General features: G+C 70.1%; 19 protein-coding genes. 8 read left to right on the forward strand and 11 right to left on the reverse strand.

Going from position 1 to position 23,165, the window contains the following annotated elements; genetic code table 11:
• Nucleotides 1–10: 10 nt before the first annotated feature.
• From ACFW9O_RS14245 to ACFW9O_RS14255, 3 genes are all read right to left on the reverse strand, one after another.
• A complete protein-coding gene (locus ACFW9O_RS14245; protein ID WP_384608991.1) occupies nt 11–1,009 on the reverse strand; it encodes a DNA-3-methyladenine glycosylase family protein in 999 nt (332 codons plus the stop codon).
• A gap of 55 nt (nt 1,010–1,064) precedes the next feature.
• Nucleotides 1,065–2,156, reverse strand: coding sequence for an NDP-sugar synthase (locus ACFW9O_RS14250; RefSeq protein ID WP_351179977.1), 1,092 nt, complete (start codon nt 2,154–2,156; stop codon nt 1,065–1,067).
• Between the two features lie 79 nt (nt 2,157–2,235).
• On the reverse strand, nt 2,236–3,645 hold the full coding sequence (locus tag ACFW9O_RS14255; protein ID WP_384608994.1) for a peptidoglycan recognition protein: 1,410 nt from the start codon (nt 3,643–3,645) through the stop codon (nt 2,236–2,238).
• 139 nt (nt 3,646–3,784) lie between these two features.
• On the opposite strand from ACFW9O_RS14255, the gene ACFW9O_RS14260 reads away from it, so the two are divergent.
• The 4 genes from ACFW9O_RS14260 to ACFW9O_RS14275 all read left to right on the forward strand — a co-directional run bounded on the left by ACFW9O_RS14260 (nt 3,785) and on the right by ACFW9O_RS14275 (nt 9,758).
• Complete coding sequence (locus ACFW9O_RS14260) at nt 3,785–4,537, forward strand: TIGR03089 family protein (protein WP_384608997.1); 753 nt, start codon at nt 3,785–3,787, stop codon at nt 4,535–4,537.
• A gap of 176 nt (nt 4,538–4,713) precedes the next feature.
• Entirely contained in the window at nt 4,714–6,105 is a 1,392-nt protein-coding gene (locus ACFW9O_RS14265) for an LCP family protein (protein ID WP_384609000.1), read from the forward strand.
• Between the two features lie 223 nt (nt 6,106–6,328).
• Nucleotides 6,329–8,029, forward strand: a complete 1,701-nt coding sequence (locus ACFW9O_RS14270; protein WP_384609003.1) for an LCP family protein — start codon at nt 6,329–6,331, stop codon at nt 8,027–8,029.
• A gap of 49 nt (nt 8,030–8,078) precedes the next feature.
• On the forward strand, nt 8,079–9,758 hold the full coding sequence (locus ACFW9O_RS14275; protein ID WP_351179992.1) for an LCP family protein: 1,680 nt from the start codon (nt 8,079–8,081) through the stop codon (nt 9,756–9,758).
• Between the two features lie 59 nt (nt 9,759–9,817).
• On the opposite strand, the gene ACFW9O_RS14280 is transcribed toward ACFW9O_RS14275, so the two are convergent.
• Nucleotides 9,818–10,840, reverse strand: a complete 1,023-nt coding sequence (locus ACFW9O_RS14280; protein ID WP_384609006.1) for a glycosyltransferase family 2 protein — start codon at nt 10,838–10,840, stop codon at nt 9,818–9,820.
• A 327-nt stretch (nt 10,841–11,167) separates the two neighbouring features.
• Here ACFW9O_RS14280 and ACFW9O_RS14285 point away from each other — a divergent pair, with 327 nt between their 5' ends.
• On the forward strand, nt 11,168–12,532 hold the full coding sequence (locus ACFW9O_RS14285; RefSeq protein WP_384609009.1) for an LCP family protein: 1,365 nt from the start codon (nt 11,168–11,170) through the stop codon (nt 12,530–12,532).
• A gap of 58 nt (nt 12,533–12,590) precedes the next feature.
• On the opposite strand, the gene ACFW9O_RS14290 is transcribed toward ACFW9O_RS14285, so the two are convergent.
• Entirely contained in the window at nt 12,591–13,139 is a 549-nt protein-coding gene (locus ACFW9O_RS14290; RefSeq protein ID WP_384609012.1) for an acyl-CoA thioesterase, read from the reverse strand.
• Between the two features lie 119 nt (nt 13,140–13,258).
• On the opposite strand from ACFW9O_RS14290, the gene ACFW9O_RS14295 reads away from it, so the two are divergent.
• Nucleotides 13,259–14,542, forward strand: a complete 1,284-nt coding sequence (locus ACFW9O_RS14295; protein WP_384609014.1) for an LCP family protein — start codon at nt 13,259–13,261, stop codon at nt 14,540–14,542.
• 72 nt (nt 14,543–14,614) lie between these two features.
• Here the strand turns inward: ACFW9O_RS14295 and ACFW9O_RS14300 are convergent, their stop codons facing one another.
• Nucleotides 14,615–15,772: an acyl-CoA dehydrogenase gene (locus ACFW9O_RS14300; protein ID WP_351171995.1), complete on the reverse strand. Its 1,158-nt coding sequence runs from the start codon at nt 15,770–15,772 to the stop codon at nt 14,615–14,617.
• A gap of 175 nt (nt 15,773–15,947) precedes the next feature.
• Between ACFW9O_RS14300 and ACFW9O_RS14305 the strand changes: the two genes are divergently transcribed.
• Complete coding sequence (locus ACFW9O_RS14305) at nt 15,948–17,291, forward strand: UDP-glucose/GDP-mannose dehydrogenase family protein (protein ID WP_351171974.1); 1,344 nt, start codon at nt 15,948–15,950, stop codon at nt 17,289–17,291.
• A 69-nt stretch (nt 17,292–17,360) separates the two neighbouring features.
• On the opposite strand, the gene ACFW9O_RS14310 is transcribed toward ACFW9O_RS14305, so the two are convergent.
• From ACFW9O_RS14310 to ACFW9O_RS14320, 3 genes are read right to left on the reverse strand one after another with little or no spacing between them, the layout of a single operon-like run.
• Nucleotides 17,361–18,554, reverse strand: coding sequence for a dipeptidase (locus ACFW9O_RS14310; RefSeq protein ID WP_384609017.1), 1,194 nt, complete (start codon nt 18,552–18,554; stop codon nt 17,361–17,363).
• Nucleotides 18,555–18,561: 7 nt separating this feature from the next.
• Nucleotides 18,562–19,098: a 5-(carboxyamino)imidazole ribonucleotide mutase gene (gene purE, locus ACFW9O_RS14315; protein WP_351171968.1), complete on the reverse strand. Its 537-nt coding sequence runs from the start codon at nt 19,096–19,098 to the stop codon at nt 18,562–18,564.
• Nucleotides 19,095–20,234: a 5-(carboxyamino)imidazole ribonucleotide synthase gene (locus ACFW9O_RS14320; RefSeq protein WP_384609020.1), complete on the reverse strand. Its 1,140-nt coding sequence runs from the start codon at nt 20,232–20,234 to the stop codon at nt 19,095–19,097. Before ACFW9O_RS14320 ends, purE begins: the two co-directional genes overlap by 4 nt.
• Nucleotides 20,235–20,398: 164 nt before the next feature.
• Here ACFW9O_RS14320 and ACFW9O_RS14325 point away from each other — a divergent pair, with 164 nt between their 5' ends.
• A complete protein-coding gene (locus tag ACFW9O_RS14325; RefSeq protein WP_351171963.1) occupies nt 20,399–20,917 on the forward strand; it encodes a GtrA family protein in 519 nt (172 codons plus the stop codon).
• 5 nt (nt 20,918–20,922) lie between these two features.
• Here the strand turns inward: ACFW9O_RS14325 and ACFW9O_RS14330 are convergent, their stop codons facing one another.
• Together ACFW9O_RS14330 and ACFW9O_RS14335 are read right to left on the reverse strand one after the other, a co-directional pair.
• A complete protein-coding gene (locus ACFW9O_RS14330) occupies nt 20,923–22,188 on the reverse strand; it encodes an ATP-binding protein (RefSeq protein ID WP_384609022.1) in 1,266 nt (421 codons plus the stop codon).
• A gap of 15 nt (nt 22,189–22,203) precedes the next feature.
• Nucleotides 22,204–22,881 carry a response regulator transcription factor gene (locus ACFW9O_RS14335; RefSeq protein WP_351171957.1) on the reverse strand — a complete coding sequence of 226 codons (678 nt, stop codon included), beginning with the start codon at nt 22,879–22,881 and terminating at the stop codon, nt 22,204–22,206.
• Between the last annotated feature and the right edge of the window lie 284 nt (nt 22,882–23,165).

Consider the following 23,165-nt stretch of genomic DNA (forward strand, 5'->3'; position numbering starts at 1 on the left):
CTCACGGCTCTCACAGGCGGGCGATGTCGCCCGGTGTCATGCGAGGGGCCCGGCGGGCCGGGGTGCGGCCCGACAGCATGATCAGGCGCGTCGCCCGGTGCCGCTGGCCCTCGTACGGGGCCAGGAGGGCCAGCATCTCCTCGTCGTCGGCGTTCCTGTTGCCCGCCAGGGCGTGGCCGACGATGCCCGGGAGGTGGAGGTCGCCGACCGTGACCGCGTCGGCGGCGCCGTTCGAGCGCTGCAGGGTCTCCGCCGCGGTCCAGGGGCCGATGCCCGGGATCAGCTCCAGACGGGCCATGGCCTCGGGGAGCTCCATGGCGGCGGCTTCCTGCATCCTGCGTGCCACCCGGACGGCACGCAGGATCGTCGAGGAGCGCTTGGCGTCGACGCCCGCACGGTGCCATTCCCAGGACGGGATCAGGGACCAGGTCCTGGCGTCGGGCATGACGTACAGGCCGTGGGCGCCGAACAGCCCGTCCTGGGGGCCGGGCGCCGGGGTGCCGTAGCGGCGGACCAGCAGGCGCCAGGCGCGGTAGGCCTCGTCGGTGGTGACCTTCTGTTCGAGGATCGACGGAATCAGGGACTCCATCACCAGACCGGTGCGCAGCAGGCGCAGACCGGGCCGGCTGTGGTGGGTCGCGGCGACCAGCCGGTGGCGCGGGCGGAAGGCGTCCGGGTCGTCCCCCTCGCCGAGCAGCGCCGGCAGCCTGTCCAGGAGCCACTGCGCGCCGGGGCCCCAGGCCGCCGCCTCGATCCGGCCGTCCCGGGCGGCCGTGACCCGGAGGGTGCCGGGACCGGCGGGTGTGCGAGTGGCCCGCCAGAACGAGCCGTCGGGCAGGGCCCGGTACGTGGGGTCCACGGGGCCCCGCCGCAGGGGGCTCAGGACGAGCCGCAGATCGAGCGGACCCGGCGGGGTCCAGGTCCGGTCCAGGGTCGGGACGGACGTGACCGCCGCCGCCGGCAGCTGATGGGGCACGGCGGTGGTGCGGGGTACGAAGCGTCCTGCCACGGATGAGGTCCTCGGTCGTCGGTTGCCTTCGAGGGTACGGCCGACGGAACGGAACCTACTCGTCGGAGGAGAAACGCACCGAGGCGTCCGGAAGGACGGCACCGCACCAGACGCGGACCCCGTCGCGCAGTTCGTTGTCGGCTCCGACCTGTGCGCCGTCCCCGATCACCGCGCCGGCGAGCACCGTACGGCTGCCGATCCTGGCGCCCGCCCCGACCAGCGAGTCGGTGATCACGGCCCCCGGTTCGACGACCGCGTCCGCCAGGACGGTGGAACCCGAGATCCTCGCGCCCGCGCCGATCAGCGCGCCCTCGCCGATGACCGTACCGCCGGTGAGTTTGGCGTCGGCGGCCACGGATGCGGTGGGCAGCACCAGGCGGTCCCCGCAGCGGCCCGGCACCGCCGGGGACGGTGCGCGGCCCAGGACCAGGTCGGCCGAGCCGCGGACGAACGCCTGCGGGGTGCCGAGGTCGAGCCAGTAGGTGGAGTCGACCATGCCCTGGAGATGGGCACCGGAGGCGAGGAGTCCGGGGAAGGTCTCGCGTTCCACCGAGACCGGCCGGCCGGCCGGGATGGTGTCGATGACCGACCTGCGGAAGATGTACGCCCCCGCGTTGATCTGGTCGGTGACTATCTCCTCGGGCGTCTGCGGCTTCTCGAGGAAGGCCGTCACCCTGCCCGAGGCGTCCGTCGGTACGAGACCGAAGGCACGCGGGTCCTCCACTCTCGTGAGGTGCAGGGAGACGTCCGCTCCCGACGTGGCGTGCGACGTGACCAGGGCCCGGATGTCGAGACCGGTGAGGATGTCCCCGTTGAAGATGAGGACGGGCTCGTCCGGGCCGGAGGCCAGCCGCGACGCCACGTTGCGGATGGCTCCGCCCGTACCGAGCGGCTCGTGCTCGGTGACGTACTCGATGGAGAGGCCGAGCGACGAACCGTCACCGAAGTACGGTTCGAACACCTCCGCCAGGTAGGACGTCGCGAGCACGATGTGCTCCACCCCGGCCGCCCGTGCACGCGCCAGCTGGTGCGTGAGGAACGGGACCCCCGCCGCCGGAACCATCGGCTTCGGGGTGTGCACCGTGAGCGGACGCAGCCGGGTGCCCTTGCCTCCTACCAGGAGGATCGCTTCTCTTGCCTCTGTCACAGCACCGTCTCTGCTTCCTGCTGGGGCCGGGCCTCGTATCGGCTGGCCAGTGTATGCAGACCGTTCGGAGCTCTCCCGGTCAGCGGCCCTGCAGGTTGGCCGAACTGGTCCGGGCCGTGCCGAGCTTCTTGTAGAGACGGCTCCCGGGGCATTCGGTTGCGAAACCGTCGCGGTGACCGGAGATGACGTTGAGCTTGGCCTTCGCACCCTTCTTGTACTTGCCGCTGCCGCCCGAGACGAGCGTGACCTTGGCCTTGGGGTTGCGGCCGAACAGACCGAGCTTCCATGCGGTGAGCTTGGCGATCGCGGTCACGGAGGCGGCGGGCGGATTCTTCGAGCTGTACGTTCCGAGTACCGCGATGCCCATGCTGTTGGAGTTGAAACCGAGGGTGTGGGCCCCCAGGACAGCCTTCGTCACGCCTCCCGCGCGTCCTTCGTAGATGTTTCCGCACTTGTCGACGGCGAAGTTGTAGCCGAAGTCGCGCCAGCCACTGCTCTTGACGTGGTAGCGGTAGATACTGCGCAGGACCGAGGGCGCCTGGGCACAGGTGTAGTTGTTGCCCGTGGCGCTGTGGTGGATGAAGGCGGCCTTGACGGTCGTGGTGTACGCGAAGTTGCGCTCCCGCAGGCTCTCGTCGGCGCCCCAGCCCTTGCGCGTGACGATGCGCGGGCGTGGTCCCACGAACGGCTTGGCGCCCGCGGCCACGACGGCCTGTTCCTCGGACTCGGCCTTGCTGAGGGCGGGGATCTCGGTGGCGCCGAGCGGGGCGAGGTCGGCGTTCACGGCGGAACTCTCGGCCGCCGCCAGGGTGAGGGCGCCGGCACCGGGAAGCGCACCGGGCTGGGGGGACGTGACGGGCGTGGCGGTGCCGGTGCCAGGGGTGCCGGCGGCGGGCTGCTGCGGGTCGTCGCCCGGGTCGACGAGTTCCACCCGCAGCCCCTCGGGGAGCGGTGCCGACCGGTCGGCCCGGTTCTGCGCGGCCTCGGCACGTACGCGTACTTCGACGCCGTCCGAGTCGCCGACCCAGAGCGGGGCCGTGGAACCGCGGACCGTGGCGGACTCGCGCTCGGCGCTCCCGGTGTCGGCACCGTGGTCGGAGTTGTGTGTCTCGAGGTCCTGCCAGCCGGACCAGCGCGCGGTGGCGGTCGAGCGGGTACGGACCTGCACGGTTCCGTGGAGTTCGGTGTCGGCGTCGTCCCAGACCACGCCGACGAGCGAGAAGCGGTGGGCTTTGCGCTGACCCAGACCCTGGGCGGATTCGGGGGACAGCGACCTGGAGTCGGTGGGTTCACCGGTGGCCCGCGAGGACTCGCCGGTGAGCGGTCGCAGGGGCAGGGACTGCGTCGAACCCGAGGGTTCGGCAGCGGTAGCCCCGGCCGCCTGGGCGACCGGGGCAGAAGCGGGTGCGGCAGGCGCGGGCGCGGCGAGCGGCAGGGTGAGTGCCGCCGCGCAGGTGACGCCGATGGAGGTTGCAAGAAGTGCATGCATACAGGAAATCCTGGGCAGAACCGACATCTCCGGCTACTGGAGGGGCGCCGCCCCCACTTGACGGACCGTCTGCCGATCCGGTGTATGCGGCACCCGTCGCGCCCCGCCCCGTCCGTACCGGCCGCGTACCCTTGCGCGGATGAACGCCAGTGATCGCACCCCCGCCGACCTGCTGCGATCCGCGCTCGCCGCGGACCCGGCCCGCCCCCTGGTCACCTTCTACGACGACGCAACCGGAGAGCGCGTCGAACTGTCGGTGGCCACCTTCGCCAATTGGGTGGCCAAGACCGCCAATCTGCTGCAGGGAGATCTGGCCGCCGAACCGGGCGACCGGCTGGCGCTGCTGCTCCCCGCCCACTGGCAGTCCGCGGTCTGGCTGCTCGCGTGCTCGTCGGTGGGCGTCGTCGCCGATGTCCAGGGCGACCCCGCCGCCGCCGATCTCGTCGTCAGCGGACCGGACACGCTGGACCGTGCGCGCGCCTGCCGCGGCGAGCGGATCGCGCTGGCGCTGCGCCCTCTCGGCGGCCGTTTCCCTCAGCCGCCCGAGGGCTTCGCGGACTACGCGGTGGAGGTGCCGGGCCAGGGCGACCGCTTCTCCCCGTACGCACCCGTCGACCCCGCCGCGCCCGCCCTGGCCGTGGACGGCGTCGAACTGACGGCGGACCGGCTCGTCGCACGGGCCCGCGAGGACGCGGCGGAACTGGGCCTCACGCCGGGGTCGCGCCTGCTGACGGGACGTTCGTACGACACCTGGGGAGGACTCTCCGCCGGTCTCTTCGCCCCGCTGGCCGCCGGGGGCTCCGTGGTCCTGTGCCGCCACCTCGGCCTGCTGGACGCGGATGGACTGGCCAAGCGCGTCGAGAGCGAGCGGGTCAGCGGCACCGCGGTATGACAAGCGCTCCGTGGGCCACCCGTCCGGCCCACGGCGGGCCGAGCCCCCGGGACTGAGCACCGGCTGCGGTACATGATCGGGCGGTACAGACCACTCCGTCTGAATGCACAACCAAGCGTGAGGTTCAGCCGTCTACTCCTGCGACCGGCGGCTCATCGCGCCGCCGAACGTGAAGGATGGACACAGACGTGACCGACAGCTCCGGACCCCCTGCCGACCCGGATCGCCCGGACCGCCCGGACTCCTCGGCCGAGGACGGGCCGAAGGGCGGGCCGCGGGAAGGGTCGCAGGACGGTTCCGGGGCAACCCCGCAGGACGGCTCACCCGCCCCGGGCGGCGACGCCGGGAACGACAGCGGCGACGGCGGCGGTGACGAGGGGATCCAGACCTGGGCGGACCGGCCCAAGGGCGGAGTTCCCGGGCACCGGCGGCACTGGCTCCGCTGGACCGCTCTCGCCGCCTCGTTCCTCGTGCTGGTCGCCGCCGGGGTCGGCTGGTGGCTGTACAAGAAGCTCGACGGCAACATCACGACCGACACGAGCGCCGCCGCCGAGCTCAAGGCGTACGAGAAGGAGCGCCCCACCGCGATCGCGATGGACGCGCAGAACATCCTGCTCATCGGCTCGGACACCCGGTCGGGCGACAACGGCAAGTACGGCCGGGACGACGGCGGCAGTCAGCGCTCGGACACCACGATCCTCCTGCACCTCGCGGCCGACCGTAAGAGCGCCACCGCGGTGTCCATCCCGCGTGACCTGATGGTCGACATCCCGAGCTGTCACCCCGCGGGCGGCAAAGCCACCAGGAAGCAGTTCGCCCAGTTCAACTGGGCCTTCGAACTGGGCGGCACCGCCTGCACGATCCGCACCGTCGAGAACATGACGGGCATTCGCGTCGACCACCACATGGTCATCGACTTCAGCGGCTTCAAGGACATGGTCGACGCCGTGGACGGTGTCGAGGTCTGCCTCAAGGAGCCGGTCAAGGACGACGACGCCCATCTCGAGCTCCCCGCGGGTCGCCAGAAGCTCGACGGCGAGCAGGCACTGGGGTACGTACGGGCCCGCAAGTCGATCGGCGACGGCAGCGACACCGAGCGGATGGACCGCCAGCAGAAGTTCCTCGGGGCCCTCGTGAACAAGATGCAGAGCAACGGCGTCCTGCTCAACCCGACGAGGCTGTACCCGGTGCTGGACGCGGCGACGAAGTCGCTCACCACCGACCCGGGGCTGGACTCGCTCAGGGACCTGTACGACCTGGTGCGCGGGATGCGGAACGTACCCACGGAGAAGGTGCAGTTCCTGACCGTGCCCCGGCAGCCCTACCGCGCGGACCGGAACCGGGACGAGCTCGTCCAGCCGGACGCCGACCGGCTGTTCGAGCAGTTGCGCAAGGACGAGCCCGTCGCCGTGGTCCCCGCCGACGAGAACAATGCGGGGAATTCACAGCCGACTCACAGTTCCGAGAAGAACCCCACCGACGAGAAGCCCGGCGATACGGACGGGAGTCCGACGCCCGCCCCCACCTATTCGGGGTCGAATGCCGCGGACGACCCGTGCGACCAGTAAAGCAATGGCCAAGCAATGGGCGGCAATCGGAGTGGAATAGGCAGAATGCCCGGTTATAAGAGGGGTGGAATATGTCACGCACGCCGCCCATGGCCGAATCGGCCGGATAGTGTGACGCGATCCGGTGCCGTCGGCCCCAAGGCCGCGCACTGCTGGAGCGACAGACCGAGCGCCCTGCCGGGGGAGGCGCCTCGCGTGGCACCGACGGAGGATTCAGGAAACCGTGGACGCGCATAGCCGTGGGCGGGCGGACGAAATCGACGCCGCCGACCAGTGGGTACTCAACCTGCAGACCGGCAATTACGAATTGCGACTGAACCACTCCGGAACAGAGTCGTCCGGCACGTCCCGTACGCCGGACCCCTATGCCTCCGACGACGCCCTCCGCGAGGTGCCCGGGCAGCGGAACCGCCGCCCCGCACGGAGCGGGCACACCCAGGAGCAGCCGTCGGTGCCGGCCGGGCGCCGCAAGCGCACGCCCCCGAAGGCACGGCGGAAGAAGGCCCTGCTGTGGACCGGCGGCGTGATGGCCTTCGTGATCGTGGCCGGATCGGCGGGGGCGTACGCCCTGTACCAGAAGTTCAACGGCAACCTCGACACCGTCGACGTCGGTGACGCGGGCAGCAAGAGCGTCGCCGCCGAGGGGCCGCTCAACATACTGATCATCGGCACCGACAAACGCACCGGCAGCGGCAACGAGGGCTACGGCGACAAGGGCAGCACCGGCCACGCCGACACCAACATCCTCTTCCACGTCTCCGCGGACCGCACCAACGCCACGGCGATGAGCATCCCCCGGGACCTGATGACGGACATCCCGGAGTGCACCACCAAGCAGCCGGACGGTTCGGAGAAGGTCGTACCCGGCTCGCGGAACGTCCGGTTCAACGTCAGCCTCGGCCAGGAAGGGCGCGACCCGGGCTGCACGATGCGCACGGTCAAGAAGATCACCGGCCTCTCCGTCGACCACTTCATGATGGTCGACTTCAATGCGGTCAAGGAGCTGTCCACGGCCGTCGGCGGGGTCAAGGTATGCCTGGCCGAGGCGGTCAAGGACCCCGACTCGCACCTCGACCTGCCGGCCGGTGAGTCCACCGTCGAGGGCGAGCAGGCACTGGCCTTCGTCCGCACCAGGCACAGTTTCGGCAACCAGAGCGACCTCGACCGGATCAAGGTGCAGCAGCAGTTCATCGGCTCGATGATCCGGCAGATGAAGTCCGACGACACGCTGACGAGCCCCAGCAAGCTCTTCGGCCTCGCGGACGCGGCGACCAAGGCGCTCACCGTCGACTCCGGCATCGGGTCGATCAAGAAGCTGACGTCGCTCGCGCGGGAACTCGGCAGGATCGACACCAGGAACATCACCTTCGTCACGCTGCCGGTGATCGACAACCCTGCCGAGCCGACGCCCGTCACCGTGGTCGTGGAACCACGGAAGTCGGAGCAGCTCTTCGCGATGATGCGCTCCGACACCTCCCTGACCGAGGTGAAGCAGAAGGAGACGGCGGCCAGGAGCACGCAGGAAGCGGTGCTCAAGGGCGCCAAGGCCGATCCGGCCGACATTCGCGTCGACGTCCTCAACGGCGGCAGCATCGCCGGTGCGGCGGACGCGACGGTCACCTGGCTGCAGGCCGAGCAGGGCGTGCCGGAGGCCACGAACAAGGCGAACGCCCCGGCGAAGGCCGACACGACGACACTGGCGTACGCGCCCGACCAGGCGGACCAGGCCCGCGCCCTCGCGGCGATCATGGGGCTGCCCGCCACGGCGCTCAAGCAGGGAGCAGCCGACGCCGAAGGAATTCAGGCGATGGTGTTGACCCTGGGAGCCGACTTCAAGGGCGCGGGGGTGCCCGTCACCGGCCCGGCCGAGGCACCGGAAGACATTCAGAAGGCAAGCGCCGACAAGGCAGAGTGCGCGAAGTGACGACTGGTCGTCGCGCCACAGCGAAAGTCTGAGCAGCAGGGGGGTCCTGGTGGGACGGAGCAGCACGCCTGGGGAGGGGACGCGGTCGCGCGTCCGGCACGAGGGCCCGGTCGACGGTGTCCTCGGCAGCGGCGACATGGAGGACGGCGGAGCAAGGGACGGTCGCGGTCGGCGAGAACGGTCCGCCCCGCCGGAGGGCGGGCACCGCCAAGGCGGGCCGAACCGACGTTCCAGACGGTCCGCCAAACGCGGAAAACGGCGCGTACTGCGCTGGGTCGCGTCCGTTCTCGCCCTGCTGATACTCGGCACCGGCGGAGCTGGATACCTCTATTACAAGCACCTCAACGGCAACATCAAGAAAGAGGACCTGACCCTCGGCGACAAGGACATGGCCGACCACAAGGCCAACGCCGCCGGGCAGACCCCGCTGAACATCCTGATCATCGGGTCCGACGCCCGTGACTCCAAGGCCAACCAGAAGCTCGGCGGCGCCAAGGAGACCTTCGGGGGCACACCGCTCGCCGACGTACAGATGCTGCTGCACCTCTCCGCGGACCGCAGCAACATCTCGGTCGTCAGCATGCCGCGCGACACCATGCTGAAGATGCCCAAGTGCACCGACCCGAAAACCGACAAGGTGTACCCGGCCAGCACGAGGCCCGTCCAGACGAACGAGAGCCTCGGCCGCGGCGGGCCCGGGTGCACGGTGGCCGCCTGGTACGAGCTCACCGGGATCACCATCGACCACTTCATGATGATCGACTTCGCGGGCGTGGTCTCGATGGCCGACGCGATCGGCGGCGTCCCGGTCTGTGTCGACGCCAACATCCACTCGCACGGGGACGGCAGGGGCTCCGGGCTGAAGCTGGAGGAAGGCACCACGTCCATCAAGGGCGAGCAGGCCCTGCAGTGGCTGCGCACCCGCTACGGCTTCGAGGACAACACGGACCTCGGCCGCGCCAAGGCCCAGCACCAGTACCTGAACTCGATGGTGCGCGAGCTGCGCAAGGGCACCAAGCTCACCGACCCCGGAAAGCTGATGGGGCTCGCCGAGGCGGCCACCACCGCGCTGACGGTCGACAAGGGCCTGGACACGGTCAAGAAGCTGTACGACCTGGCGGAGGAGCTCAAGAAGGCCCCGACCGACCGCATCACCATGACGACCATGCCGAACGTCTACGGGACGGGCAATCTGGCCGGCCGGGTGTTCCCCAAGACCGGCGAGGCCGAGCAGGTGTTCCGGATGGTCCGTGAGGACATCCCGCTGGACGGCAAGGCGTCCAAGCGCAAGACACCTGTCACCAAGGACGTCGCCGCGCCCGCCGCGGAGATCCCCGTCAGCGTGCGCAATGCGACCAGCACGGACGGTCTCGGTCCGGCACAGGGCCGTGCGACCGCGGTCAAGGACCTGCTCACGGACGCGGGCTTCGCCAAGGCCTCGGTCGACTCCCAGAACGTCACGGCGGCCGGCCGGACCGGCGTCCTCTACCCCAGCGCGGACATGGAGGGTGACGCCCAGGCGGTCGCCAAGGCCCTCGGTATCCCGGTGTCCCAGGTGCAGAAGTCGACCGACGTCTCGGGCATCGTGCTGGCCGTGGGTGCCGACTGGCGCGAGGACGGGGCGTACCCGGCCAAGGCCGTCGACGAGAAGACACCGGAGTCGGCGGGCGCTCTCAACGGTGCGAACGAGGAGGCGTGCATGCACGTCAACCCGAACTACACCTTCTGACAGCCGTACGCAGGAAGGGCCCCGCCGGAGACGGCGGGGCCCTTCCTCGCGTACTGCTGTCAGACCGCCTGTTCCCGCACCGCCGGTCGGCGGCTCGCGATGACCCTCTTCGCGAGCGACCGCGGGCTGGTCAGGAAGCCGTATCCCCACGACATGTGCATGGTGGCCAGCGCCACCGGGATCTGCGCCCGCGCCTTGAGCGGCAGGCCCTTGCCCGCGGGCAGCGACCCGGCGACGATCGCCGCGACGTACCCGGCCGGCACGACGAACGCCCACGGGGTGACGGCCGCGCCGACGACGATGCCGGCCGCGATCGCACAGACGGCGGTCGGCGGGGCCAGGTAGCGCAGGTTGATCGAGCCTGCGTGGTACCGGGCCACGACGTGGCGCCAGCGGCCGTACTCCTTGTACTGCTTGGAGAGGGCGCGGATGCTGGGCCGCGGGCGGTACTGCACCTTCAGCTCCGGCGAGAACCAGATCTGGCCGCCGGCCTCGCGGATGCGGAAGTTCAGCTCCCAGTCCTGGGCGCGGATGAACTCCACGTTGTAGCCGTCGGCCCGCTCCAGCGCCTCGCGGCGGAAGACTCCCAGGTACACGGTCTCGGCGGGGCCCGCCTGGCCGCCGGTGTGGAAGGCCGCGTTGCCGACGCCGATCTTCGACGTCATCGCGGCGGCGACGGCGTCCTCCCAGGCGTTCTCACCCTCGGCGTGCATGATGCCGCCGACGTTCTGCGCGCCGGTCTCCTCCAGGAGGCGGACCGCGGTCGCAATGTAGTTCGGGGAGAGCATGCCGTGACCGTCGACCCGTACCACGATCGGGTGACGTGAGGCCTTGATCGCGGCGTTCAGCGCGGCGGGGGTGCGGCCGGTCGGGTTCGGCACGGTGTGGACCCGGGAGTCCTCCCGTACCAGCTCAGCGGCGATCTCGTCCGTACGGTCGGTCGAGGGACCGAGGGCGATCACCACCTCCATCTCACCGGCGTACTCCTGCTCCAGGATGTGCCGGACCGAGTTCCTGAGATGGCGTTCCTCATTGAGCACCGGCATGATCACTGAGACGGCGGGGTACTGCGCGGCAGACATGTGGTCCTCAGGGGTCCTCGGGGGTGCCGGGGGTTCGGGGGGCTCTCGCACCCCGGGATGCGGCGTGATTCGGCCGCCACGTTACCGCGAATGGGGGACACCGGCGCGCGCCGCCGGGTCTCCTCCCGGTCTGCAGATCGTATGGGCCTACCGTGCGAAAGTCCTACTCGCACCGCGGAGGTGTCCCCCGTGCCCACGCCGCACCGATCGCCCCGTCCACCGCACCCCCGCACCGCTCCCGCACAGCGCAGAACCGCTCGGAAGCCCGGAGCGGGCACCGGGCACCGGCCTCGGACCGGCAGCCGGAAGAGGCCGCCCCGCTGGGGCATGCGGGTGGCCACCGGGCTGTCCGTGCTGGTACTCGGCGCCGGCGGGATCGGCCATGCCGTGGTGAGCAGCCTGGAGACGGGGATCGACCGGGTCGACCCGTTCAAGGACATGAAGAACCGACCCCAGGGCAGCCACGGCATGAACTTCCTGCTGGTCGGCACCGACGGCCGGGAGAAGATCACCAAGGCGGAGAGGAGCAAGTACAGGCTGGGGGGCGCGCCCTGTCACTGCACCGACACCCTCATGCTCGTCCACCTCTCGGCCGACAAGCGGCGCGCGAGCGTCGTCAGTCTGCCCCGCGACAGTTACGCCGAGATCCCGGCCCACACCGACCGGACCACCGGCAAGAAGCACTCCGCCCACCCGGTGAAGCTCAACGCCGCCTACGCGGAGGGCGGCCCGCAGCTGACCGTGCGCACCGTCGAGGGCATGACCGGCGTCAAGATCGACCACTACATGGAGGTCGACTTCACCAGCTTCATGGAGACGGTCGACACCCTGGGCGGGGTGCAGATCTGCACCGCCAAGCCGCTCAAGGACCCCTACACGGGCCTCAACCTGGCCCCGGGCACCCACAAGCTGGACGGCGGCAAGGCCCTGCAGTACGTACGGTCCCGGCACATCGACGGGGCCGCCGACCTGGGCCGGATGCAACGCCAGCAGAAGTTCATGGCCGCGCTGGTCAAGCAGACCACCAGCAGCGGTGTGCTGACGAACCCGGTGAAGTTCCAGCAGGTCGCCTCGTCGATGCTCCGATCCGTCCGCGCCGACAAGGGGTTCGGCACGGAGCTGATGCTGGAGCTCGGCAAGGCGATGCGTGGCTTCACCCCGGCCTCGTCGGAGTTCGCCTCCGTACCGATCAAGAACGGTGGGTACCCCGTCAAGGGCATCGGCTCCACGGTGAAGTGGGACACCAAGAAGTCGAAGAAGCTGTTCCGGGCGCTGCGCGAGGACAAGCCGCTCGCCCCCCACCTGCCGAAGCAGCCCAGGGCGACGCTCGTCGGCGTGGCCCCGGAGCAGATCCGGGTGCAGGTCTACAACGGGACGCCGAAGGACGGGCTCGGCCAGAAGGTCGACGCGGCGCTGCGCGACACCGGTTTCAACACCACCCGCTCCCCGCTGAACGGCGGCCCGCGCGACCTCAGGCGGACCGTGGTCAGCTACGACCCCCGTTGGGACCGGTCGGCGAAGGCCCTGGCGACGGCACTGCCCGGGTGCGAGCTGAAGGCCGTGAAGGGGCAGGGCGGGACGATGAAGGTGAAGGCGGGATCCGACTTCACGAAGGTCCAGCGGGTCAAGGCCGAGGACCCGCAGCGGGGCGAGTTCGGCACGGTGACGGGCGACCAGGTGGTCTGCCCGTAACCCTCCTCCGGGTCAGGGGTGCCGGTCCGCGACCGGCACCCCTGCTCCGTGTGCGGCCTCAGTCGTCGATGCCCTCGGCGGCGCGCTGCTCCCTCAGCTCCTTGATCGCACGGCGCCGGGCGAGGCGGTGCGTACGCCGGATCTGGGCCTCCTGGTAGCGCCGCTTGTCGCGCTCCGTCTCCGGGACCACCTCGGGTACACGGCGCGGCTTGCCGTCCTCGTCGACCGCCGCGAACACCAGATAGGCGCTCCCGACCTGCTGGGCCGGGGTCGACTCGTTCCACCGCTCGGCCAGGACGCGGACTCCGACCTCCATCGAGGAGCGGCCGGTCCAGTTCACCTGCGCGCGGACGTGAACAAGGTCACCGACGCGGACCGGCTCGAGGAAGACCATCTCGTCCATCGAAGCCGTCACGGCCGGGCCACCGGAGTGCCGGCCGGCAACCGCACCCGCGGCGTCGTCGACCAGTTTCATGATCACACCGCCGTGCACCGTACCCAGGAGATTGGTGTCGCTGCCGGTCATGATGTGGCTGAGGGTGGTCCGGGAGGCCGCGGTCGGCTTGGCCGGAATATCGCCCTCCGGTGGCTGGGCCTGATCTGTCATGCCCTCCACCTTATGCGGGGGCTTGCCCCCGGTTGCATTGCATCAGCTTCGCAACAGCCCTGGTCCGATTTCCGGTACACCCTGTAATACGTGCGGGCCGGGACGGCACACTGTTCCGCATGAACGATTGGCCCGAAGGACGGAACGGCGGACCCGGCGAGCGCTATGGGCAGGGCAGCGCGAACCCGCAGCCCGAGAGCGCCCGCGCCATGCCGCACGTCCGGCGGCGTCCCGCTCCGCCGCAGGGCGCGCCGCAGGCCCCGCCCCGGATCCCGCCGCAGGGACAGGGGTACGCCGACGACGGTTTCGACAGCGGCTACAACACCGGCCAGGTCTACGGCGGCGGCAACGGCGGCGGACAGGGCGGCGGTGGCGGGTACGGCAGCGGCGGCGGTGACCGCGGCTACGTACAGGGCCGCCCCATGCCCAACTGGGGCCGGCGCATCAAGGTCGGCGCACTGACCCTGGTGGTCGCGCTGCTCGCCGTCTCCGTCGGCACGTACTTCTGGGCCGACGGCAAGCTCAAGCGCGAGGTCGACCTCTCCAAGGTCATCGAGCGCCCCTCCGAGGGCGACGGGACGAACTACCTCATCGTCGGCTCCGACAGCCGCGAGGGCATGACGGCCGAGGACAAGAAGAAGCTGCACACCGGCTCCGCCGAGGGCAAGCGCACCGACTCGATGATGATCCTGCACGACGGCTCCAACGGCCCGACGCTGATCTCCCTGCCCCGCGACTCGAACGTCGAGATCCCGACCTTCGTCGGCTCCGAGTCCGGCAAGACCTTCAAGGGCACGGGCCGCACCACGAAGCTGAACGCCGCGTACGCGGAGGACGGCCCGGAGCTGCTGGTCCGCACGGTCGAGTTCAACACCGGGCTGCGCATCGACCACTACGTCGAGATCGGCTTCGGCGGCTTCGCCAAGATCGTGGACGCGATCGGCGGCGTGGAGCTGGACATCCCGAAGGCCTTCAAGGACAAGAAGTCCGGCGCCGACTTCCAGGCCGGCAAGCAGACCCTGAACGGCGAGCAGTCACTCGCCTTCGTCCGCACCCGGTACGCGTTCGCGGGCAGCGACCTGGACCGTACGAAGAACCAGCAGAAGTTCCTCGCGGCGCTGGCCTCCCAGACGGCGACGCCTTCCACGATCCTCAACCCGTTCAAGCTGTACCCGACGATGGGCGCCGGCCTGGACACGCTGATCGTCGACAAGGACATGTCGCTCTGGTCGCTGGGCCAGATGTTCTTCGCGATGAAGGGCGTCACGGGCGGCGAGGGCACGTCGATGAACATCCCGATCTCGGGCAGCGTCAACGGCAACCTGGTCTGGGACAAGGCCAAGGTCAAGCAGCTCGTCGAGCAGCTGAAGAACGACGAGAAGGTCACGGTCAAGGGCAACTGACCGCAGGCACGCGAAAGGTCCGGACGGTTCTCCGTCCGGACCTTTTCGTGTGCGGTGCGCCGCCGGTAGCGGTTACGGCAGGTTGCGCGCCATGACGATGCGCTGGACCTGGTTCGTGCCCTCGTAGATCTGCGTGATCTTCGCGTCGCGCATCATCCGCTCCACCGGGTAGTCCCGCGTGTAGCCGTAGCCGCCGAGCAGCTGGACGGCGTCCGTGGTGACCTCCATGGCGACGTCGGAGGCGAAGCACTTGGCCGCGGCACCGAAGAAGGTGAGGTCGCCGTCGAGGCGCTCGGACTTGGCCGCCGCCGCGTAGGTGAGCTGGCGGGCCGCCTCCAGCTTCATCGCCATGTCGGCGAGCATGAACTGGATGCCCTGGAAGTCGCCGATCGGCTTGCCGAACTGCTTGCGCTCCTGGACGTAGCCCTTGGCGTAGTCGAGGGCGCCCTGCGCGATGCCGAGCGCCTGGGCCGCGATGGTGATGCGGGTGTGGTCCAGGGTCTTCATCGCCGTGGCGAAGCCGGTGCCCTCCTCGCCGATCATGCGGTCGGCGGGGATACGGACGTTGTCGAGGTAGACCTCGCGCGTCGGGGAGCCCTTGATGCCGAGCTTCTTCTCCGGGGCGCCGAAGGAGACACCCTCGTCCGACTTCTCGACGACGAACGCCGAGATGCCCTTGGAGCGCTTGGTCGGGTCGGTGACGGCCATGACCGTGTAGAAGTCGGAGACGCCCGCGTTGGTGATCCAGCGCTTCACACCGTTGAGGATCCAGAAGTCGCCGTCGCGGACGGCCTTGGTCTTCATGCCCGCCGCGTCGGAGCCGGCGTCCGGCTCGGACAGGGCGTACGAGAACATCGCGTCGCCCTTGGCGAGCGGACCCAGGTACTTCTTCTTGAGGTCCTCGGAGCCGGAGAGGATCACCGGGAGCGAGCCGAGCTTGTTCACGGCCGGGATGAGGGAGGAGGACGCGCAGGCGCGGGCCACCTCCTCGATCACGATGACCGTGGCGAGCGCGTCGGCGCCCGCGCCGCCGTACTCCTCCGGGACGTGAACCGCGTGGAGGTCGGAGGCGACCAGGGCGTCCAGGGCCTCCTGCGGGAAGCGGGCCTCCTCGTCCACCTCGGCGGCGAACGGAGCGATCTTCGCCTCGGCGAGGGAACGGATCGTCTCGCGGAGCATGTCGTGCTCCTCGGCCGGACGGTAGAGGTCGAAGTCGGTCGAACCCGCCAAGACGTTCACTCCCCAAGGATGCTAACTACTGTTAAGTAACCCAATTTTAGTGGCCGGGGCTCGACCTGGCATACGGGCGGGGCACGTGAGCTTGCCGACAGCCGCAAAACGAGGTTTCGGCAGGCCCGGTTATGCTCGGCTCCGCACGTCTGTCCGCATCGTTCAGGAGCACCCCATGGCCCTCAGGATCACTGTGATCGGCACCGGTTATCTCGGCGCCACCCATGCCGCGGCCATGGCTGAGCTGGGCTTCGAAGTCCTCGGACTCGATGTCGTGCCGGAGAAGATCGAGATGCTCTCGGCCGGCCGGGTGCCGATGTACGAGCCCGGGCTCGAGGAGATCCTGCAGAAGCACGTCGCGGGCATCGAGGGCTCCACCGGCCGGCTCCGGTTCACCACCTCCTGGGAGGAGGTCGGCGCCTTCGGTGACGTGCACTTCGTCTGCGTGAACACCCCGCAGAAGCACGGCGAGTACGCGTGCGACATGAGTTACGTGGACAGCGCCTTCGAGTCCCTGGCCCCGCAGCTGACGCGGCCCGCGCTGGTGGTCGGGAAGTCCACCGTCCCGGTGGGTTCCGCCGCCCGGCTGGCCGCACGGCTGGCCGAGCTGTCGCCGGTGGGCACGGATGCGGAGCTGGCCTGGAACCCGGAGTTCCTGCGCGAGGGCTTCGCCGTGAACGACACCCTGCACCCGGACCGGATCGTCGTCGGGGTGGAGAGCGAGCGGGCCGAGAAGCTGCTGCGCGAGGTGTACGCGGGGCCGGTCGGAGAGGGCTCGCCGTTCGTGGTGACGGACTTCCCCACCGCCGAACTGGTGAAGACCTCGGCGAACTCGTTCCTGGCGACCAAGATCTCCTTCATCAACGCGATGGCGGAGGTCTGCGAGGCCGCCGACGGCGATGTGGTGAAGCTGGCCGAGGCGATCGGCCACGACGAGCGGATCGGGAAGAAGTTCCTGCGGGCCGGGATCGGGTTCGGCGGCGGCTGTCTGCCGAAGGACATCCGGGCGTTCATGGCGCGCGCGGGTGAGCTGGGCGCGGACCAGGCGCTGACGTTCCTGCGCGAGGTCGACTCCATCAACATGCGCCGTCGCGGGCACATGGTGGAGCTCGCCCGCGAGGCGGTGGGCGGGGACTCGTTCCTCGGGCAGCGCGTCGCCGTGCTGGGCGCGACGTTCAAGCCGGACTCGGACGACGTACGGGACTCGCCGGCCCTGAACGTGGCCGGGCAGATCCATCTGCAGGGCGGCCAGGTCACGGTCTTCGACCCGAAGGGCATGGACAACGCCCGGCGGCTCTTCCCCACCCTCGCCTACGCGGACACCGCGCTGGACGCGGTGCGCGGCGCGGATGTGGTGCTGCACCTGACGGAGTGGCGCGAGTTCCGCGAGCTGGACCCGGCGGCACTGGGCGAGGTCGCGGGGCGCCGGATCATCCTGGACGGCCGCAATGCGCTGGACCCGGCGGTGTGGCGTGAGGCGGGGTGGACGTACCGCGCCATGGGCCGGCCGAAGGCCTAGCCGCTGACGGGCCCGCCGCACCGGACCCGCCGGACGGGCCCGATGCGGCCCGCCCGGCGTCCGGTGGTACTAGACCGCAGGGCCGTCCAGCTCGTCGATCGTGGCGTGGGAGGGTCCGCGCCGTGCGCCGAGGTCGCGGGAGACCGCTTCCGCGTCGCGCAGGACACGTACGGCGTTCTGCCAGGTCAGCTTGGCGAGGTCGGCGTCCGACCAGCCCCGGGTGAGCAGCTCGGCGATCAGGTTCGGGTAGCCGGAGACGTCCTGAAGGCCCTCGGGCAGGAACGCCGTGCCGTCGTAGTCGCCGCCGATGCCGATGTGGTCGACCCCGGCGATCTCACGCATGTGGTCGAGGTGGTCGGCGATCGTCGACACGGTGGCCACCGGGCGCGGGTGGACCGCCTCGAAGTCCGCGTGGATCCGCATCGCCGCCGCGGTCGTGTCCAGGTGGTGCAGGCCGTGCTCCCGCATGTTGCGGTCGGCGGCGAGCGTCCAGGCGACGGCTGCGGGCAGGACGAACTTCGGCACGAAGGTCGCCATGGCCACTCCGCCGTTGGCCGCGAGCATCCGCAGCACGTCGTCGGGGATGTTGCGCGGGTGGTCGCAGACGGCCCGGGCCGAGGAGTGCGAGAAGATCACCGGCGCGACGGAGGTGGCGAGCGCGTCGCGCATCGTGGTCGCCGCCACGTGCGAGAGGTCGACGAGCATGCCGATGCGGTTCATTTCCCGTACGACCTCGCGGCCGAACTCCGACAGGCCGCCGACCTGCGCGGAGTCGGTCGCCGAGTCCGCCCAGTCGGTGTTGTCGTTGTGCGTCAGCGTCATGTAGCGGACGCCGAGGGTGTGCAGGGCGCGCAGGGTGCCCAGGGAGTTGTTGATGGAGTGGCCGCCCTCGGCGCCCATCAGGGACGCGATACGGCCTTCGGCGCGGGCCTTCTCCATGTCGTCGGCGGTCAGGGCGCGCCGCAGGTCCGCCGGGTGGCGTTCCAGCAGTTCGGCGACCACGTCGATCTGCTCCAGCGTGGCGCTGACCGCGTCGTCACCGGTCAGGAGGGTGGAGACGTAGACGGACCAGAACTGGGCGCCGACGCCGCCGGCCCGCAGGCGCGGGATGTCGGTGTGCAGGGCGCCGGTCTGGTCGGTGGCGATGTCGCGGGCGTCCAGGTCGTAGCCGACCTGCTCGCGCAGGGCCCAGGGGAGGTCGTTGTGGCCGTCGACGACGGGGTTCTCGGCGAGGAGCAGCCGGGCGCGGTCCAGGTTGTCCATGGGGCGCCTACTTCCCGAAGCCGAAGGAGTCCGAGCCCTCGACCTTGGCCCGGAGGCGCTTGCCCTTCTCCGTCGCCTGGTCGTTCAGCTCCTGCTGGAAGTCCTTCATCCGCGCCAGCAGCTCGCCGTCGTGGGCGGCGAGGATCCGGGCCGCGAGCAGCCCCGCGTTGCGTGCGCCGCCGACCGAGACGGTGGCGACGGGGACTCCGGCCGGCATCTGCACGATGGAGAGCAGGCTGTCCATGCCGTCCAGGTACTTCAGCGGGACGGGAACCCCGATGACGGGCAGCGGGGTCACGGAGGCGAGCATGCCGGGCAGGTGGGCCGCTCCCCCGGCGCCCGCGATGATCGCCTTCAGGCCGCGGTCCGCCGCCTGCTCGCCGTACGCGACCATCTCGCGCGGCATGCGGTGGGCGGAGACGACGTCGACCTCGTAGGGGATCTCGAACTCGTCGAGTGCCTTCGCGGCCGCTTCCATGACGGGCCAGTCGGAGTCCGAGCCCATGACGATGCCGATGACAGGGGCGGTACCGGGGGAAGTCATTCGGTGATTGTTCCTCGCAGGTAGTCGGCCGCGTGCCGGGCGCGCTCCCGCACGTCCGCCAGGTCGTCGCCGTAGGTGTTGACGTGGCCGACCTTGCGGCCGGGCTTCACGTCCTTGCCGTACATGTGGATCTTGAGCTGCGGGTCGCGGGCCATGCAGTGCAGGTACGCCTGGTACATGTCCGGGTAGTCGCCGCCCAGGACGTTGCACATGACCGTCCAGGTGGCGCGCGGGCGCGGGTCGCCGAGCGGGAGGTCGAGGACGGCCCGCACGTGGTTGGCGAACTGGGAGGTGATCGCGCCGTCCTGGGTCCAGTGCCCGGAGTTGTGCGGGCGCATCGCCAGTTCGTTCACGAGGATCTGACCGTCGCGGGTCTCGAACAGCTCGACCGCGAGGTGGCCGACCACACCGAGCTCGGAGGCGATCCGCAGCGCGAGCTGCTGGGCCTCACCGGCCAGCCGCTCGTCCAGCTCGGGGGCCGGGGCGATGACCGTGTCGCAGACGCCGTCGACCTGGATGGACTCGACGACCGGGTAGGCGACGGCCTGCCCGTGCGGCGAGCGGACGATGTTGGCCGCCAGCTCCCGTACGAAGTCGACCTTCTCCTCGGCCAGGACGGGGACACCGGCGCGGAACGGCTCGGCGGCGTCCGCCTCGGAGCGGACCACCCACACGCCCTTGCCGTCGTAGCCGCCGCGGACCGTCTTGAGGATGACGGGGAAGCCCCCGGTCTCCTCGGCGAACGCCGCGGCGTCCGCCGGGTCGCTCACGAGACGGTGGCGGGGGCAGGGCGCACCGATCTCCGTGAGCTTCGCGCGCATCACCCCCTTGTCCTGGGCGTGCACCAGCGCGTCCGGGCCCGGGCGGACGGGAATGCCGTCCGCCTCCAGGGCACGCAGATGCTCGGTCGGCACGTGCTCGTGATCGAAGGTGATCACGTCGCAGCCGCGCGCGAAGGCGCGCAGCGTCTCCAGGTCGCGATAGTCGCCGATGACGACTTCGCTCACCACCTGGGCTGCCGAATCCTGAGGTGTGTCACTGAGGAGCTTGAACTTGAGGCCGAGGGGGATACCCGCCTCGTGGGTCATACGGGCGAGCTGACCGCCGCCGACCATGCCGACTACCGGGAACGTCACGCGTCCAGGGTATCCGGCGCGCCGGGGCTTCCCCCACCCTCTCCTGCCGAGGGCCCCCGTCACAGCCTCGCCACACCTCACCGACAGCACACAGGCGTCACACGGGAGGGCTGGTTAGCATGGCCGGGTTGACGAAACCGAACGGATGGGGCTGAGCGATCATCATGAGCGAACGGGGCGCACTGCGGGCCCGGCTTGATCTGCTTGCCCGGGAGGTCGCCAAGTTCGGCGCGGTCGGCGCTCTGGGCCTGGTGGTCAACATCGCGGTCTTCAACCTGGTCCGGCACACCACGGACCTCCAGGTGGTCCGGGCCAGTGTCCTGGCAACGTTCGTCGCCATCCTCTTCAACTACGTCGGCTTCCGTTACTGGACGTACCGGGACCGCGACAAGTCCGGCCGGACCCGGGAGCTGATGCTCTTCCTGCTGTTCAGCGCCGCGGGGGCGGTGATCGAGAACGGTGTGCTGTACGCCGCGACGTACGGCTTCGGGTGGAACGGTCCGGTGCAGAGCAACGTCTTCAAGATCGTCGGGATCGGCGTCGCCACCCTGTTCCGCTTCTGGTCGTACCGCACCTGGGTGTTCAAGGCGCTGCCCGCCGAGGAGGCCGTGCCGAACGCGGAACGATTTCTGGAGCAGCGACGAGCCGCCGGCGAAGTAGCGCCCGATCCCGTACACCCCTGAGGCGCTCAGCGCACCGGGCGTTCCCGTTCCTTGCGGTCCGGTGCGATCCGGCTGAGGAAGAGGGCGAAGACCGGGGGCTGCTGCTGGAGCAGTTCGAGCCGGCCGCCGTCGGCTTCCGCGAGGTCACGGGCGACGGCGAGGCCGATCCCGGTGGAGTTGCGGCCGCTGATGGTCCGCTCGAAGATCCGCGCCCCGAGGTCGGCGGGGACGCCCGGGCCCTCGTCCGTCACCTCGATGACGACCTGGTTTCCGGTGACACGGGTGCGCAGCGCCACCGTGCCGCCGCCGTGCATCAGTGAGTTCTCGATCAGTGCGGCGAGCACCTGGGCGACCGCACCGGGAGTGCCGACCGCCTTCAGTCCGTGCTTGCCCGAGCAGACGACAGCCCGGCCCGCGCTGCGGTAGGCCGGGCGCCACTCCTCGAGCTGCTGCTTGACGACCTCGTCGAGGTCGAAGGAGACCGCGGAGCCCGTGCGCGCGTCCCGGGCGTTGGTCAGCAGACGTTCCACCACGTCCGTGAGCCGCTCGACCTGGGTGAGCGCGATGCTCGCCTCCTCCTTCACCGTGTCCGGGTCGTCGGTGACGGAGATCTCCTCGATCCGCATCGAGAGCGCGGTCAGCGGGGTGCGCAGCTGGTGCGAGGCGTCCGCGGCGAGGCGTCGTTCCGCGGTCAGCATCCGGGCGATCCGCTCGGCGGAGGCGTCCAGGACGTCGGCGACCCGGTCGAGCTCCGTCACCCCGTACCGCTTGTGCCGGGGACGCGGGTCGCCGGAACCGAGGCGTTCGGCGGTCTCGGCGAGGTCGGTGAGCGGCGAGGTCAGCCGGTTGGCCTGGCGTACGGCGAGGAGCACGGCCGAGATGATCGCGAGGAGCGCCACCGCGCCGATGATGAGCAGGGTCCGGCCGACCTCACGGGTGACGGCGGAGCGGGACTCCTCGACGGTGACCTTCTCGCCCTGCTCGCCCGTCTCCGTACTGCGGATGACGCTGCCCTCGGGGCGCTCGCCGACCTCGATGGGGGGCCGCCCCGGGATCTCGACCCGTGCGTAACGGCTGGGGTCGACCTGCTCGGACAGTACGGCCGGGGTGATGCGCTCCTCACCGAGCAGCCGGCTCTCGACGACGCTGATCAGTCGGAGCGCCTCGGAGTCGACGCTCTCCTGGGCGCTGTTGCTGATGGTGCGGGTCTCGACGATGACGAGGGAGACGCCGAAGACGGCAATCACCACGAGCACCACGGCGAGCGTGGAGTTGATCAGTCGACGGCGCATGAGTGTTTCTGTACGTCAGCTCTTCTCGAAGCGGAAGCCGACGCCCCGGACGGTCGCGATGTAACGGGGATTGGCGGCATCGTCACCGAGCTTCTTGCGGAGCCAGGAGATGTGCATGTCGAGGGTCTTCGTGGAGGACCACCAGGTGGTGTCCCAGACCTCGCGCATCAGCTGGTCGCGGGTGACGACCCGGCCGGCGTCCCGGACGAGGACCCGGAGCAGGTCGAACTCCTTGGCCGTGAGCTGGAGTTCCTCCTCGCCCATCCAGGCCCGGTGCGACTCGACGTCGATCCTGACCCCGTGGGTGGCGGGCTGCGGGGCGGTCTCGGTGGCGCCGCGCCGCAGCAGGGCGCGGACCCGGGCGAGGAGCTCGGCGAGACGGAACGGCTTGGTGACGTAGTCGTCGGCCCCGGCGTCCAGGCCGACCACGGTGTCCACCTCGTCGGCCCGCGCGGTCAGCACCAGGATCGGCACGGCGTGGCCGTCGGCGCGCAGCCGCCGCGCGACCTCCAGCCCGTCCATCCCGGGGAGTCCCAGGTCGAGCACGACCAGGTCGACGCCGCCCTGGAGTCCGGCGTCGAGTGCGGTCGGGCCGTCCTCGCGGACCTCGACCTCGTAACCCTCTCGACGCAGGGCACGGGCCAGGGGCTCCGAGATGGATGCGTCGTCCTCGGCGAGCAGTACACGGGTCATGCAGTGATGGTAGTCCGCACAGGGCGCCCGAGGTGAGGTGCTGATGGAGACCTGCGGGACAGGGCCACGAATCGGTCATCCCCCTTTGAATATGCGACTCTGGTTCCACCGCAACCTGTGATCCATGTCTCAAGTCCTTTCATATCCCCGTGTGTCGTGTCGTATGGTGGCTCGACGCCTGTTGCACTACAGAAGGACCTTTGGGCAGCGTTTCGCGCCAAGGGTCACTTTTATGTGCGGGCCGGTTCATACCGGCCCTGATCAGTGAATGACCTGTGAGCCGG

Source organism: Streptomyces sp. NPDC059499, from assembly GCF_042749285.1.
Lineage (GTDB): Bacteria > Actinomycetota > Actinomycetes > Streptomycetales > Streptomycetaceae > Streptomyces.

Coding starts and splice junctions, on each gene's coding strand:
- ACFW9O_RS14255 (WP_384608994.1), bottom strand. CDS start 3,645: ATGCATGCACTTCTTGCAACCTCCATCGGCGTCACCTGCGCGGCGGCA.
- ACFW9O_RS14260 (WP_384608997.1), top strand. CDS start 3,785: ATGAACGCCAGTGATCGCACCCCCGCCGACCTGCTGCGATCCGCGCTC.
- ACFW9O_RS14265 (WP_384609000.1), top strand. CDS start 4,714: ATGGACACAGACGTGACCGACAGCTCCGGACCCCCTGCCGACCCGGAT.
- ACFW9O_RS14280 (WP_384609006.1), bottom strand. CDS start 10,840: ATGTCTGCCGCGCAGTACCCCGCCGTCTCAGTGATCATGCCGGTGCTC.
- ACFW9O_RS14285 (WP_384609009.1), top strand. CDS start 11,168: ATGCGGGTGGCCACCGGGCTGTCCGTGCTGGTACTCGGCGCCGGCGGG.
- ACFW9O_RS14290 (WP_384609012.1), bottom strand. CDS start 13,139: ATGACAGATCAGGCCCAGCCACCGGAGGGCGATATTCCGGCCAAGCCG.
- ACFW9O_RS14295 (WP_384609014.1), top strand. CDS start 13,259: ATGAACGATTGGCCCGAAGGACGGAACGGCGGACCCGGCGAGCGCTAT.
- ACFW9O_RS14305 (WP_351171974.1), top strand. CDS start 15,948: ATGGCCCTCAGGATCACTGTGATCGGCACCGGTTATCTCGGCGCCACC.
- ACFW9O_RS14310 (WP_384609017.1), bottom strand. CDS start 18,554: ATGGACAACCTGGACCGCGCCCGGCTGCTCCTCGCCGAGAACCCCGTC.
- purE (WP_351171968.1), bottom strand. CDS start 19,098: ATGACTTCCCCCGGTACCGCCCCTGTCATCGGCATCGTCATGGGCTCG.
- ACFW9O_RS14325 (WP_351171963.1), top strand. CDS start 20,399: ATGAGCGAACGGGGCGCACTGCGGGCCCGGCTTGATCTGCTTGCCCGG.
- ACFW9O_RS14330 (WP_384609022.1), bottom strand. CDS start 22,188: ATGCGCCGTCGACTGATCAACTCCACGCTCGCCGTGGTGCTCGTGGTG.
- ACFW9O_RS14335 (WP_351171957.1), bottom strand. CDS start 22,881: ATGACCCGTGTACTGCTCGCCGAGGACGACGCATCCATCTCGGAGCCC.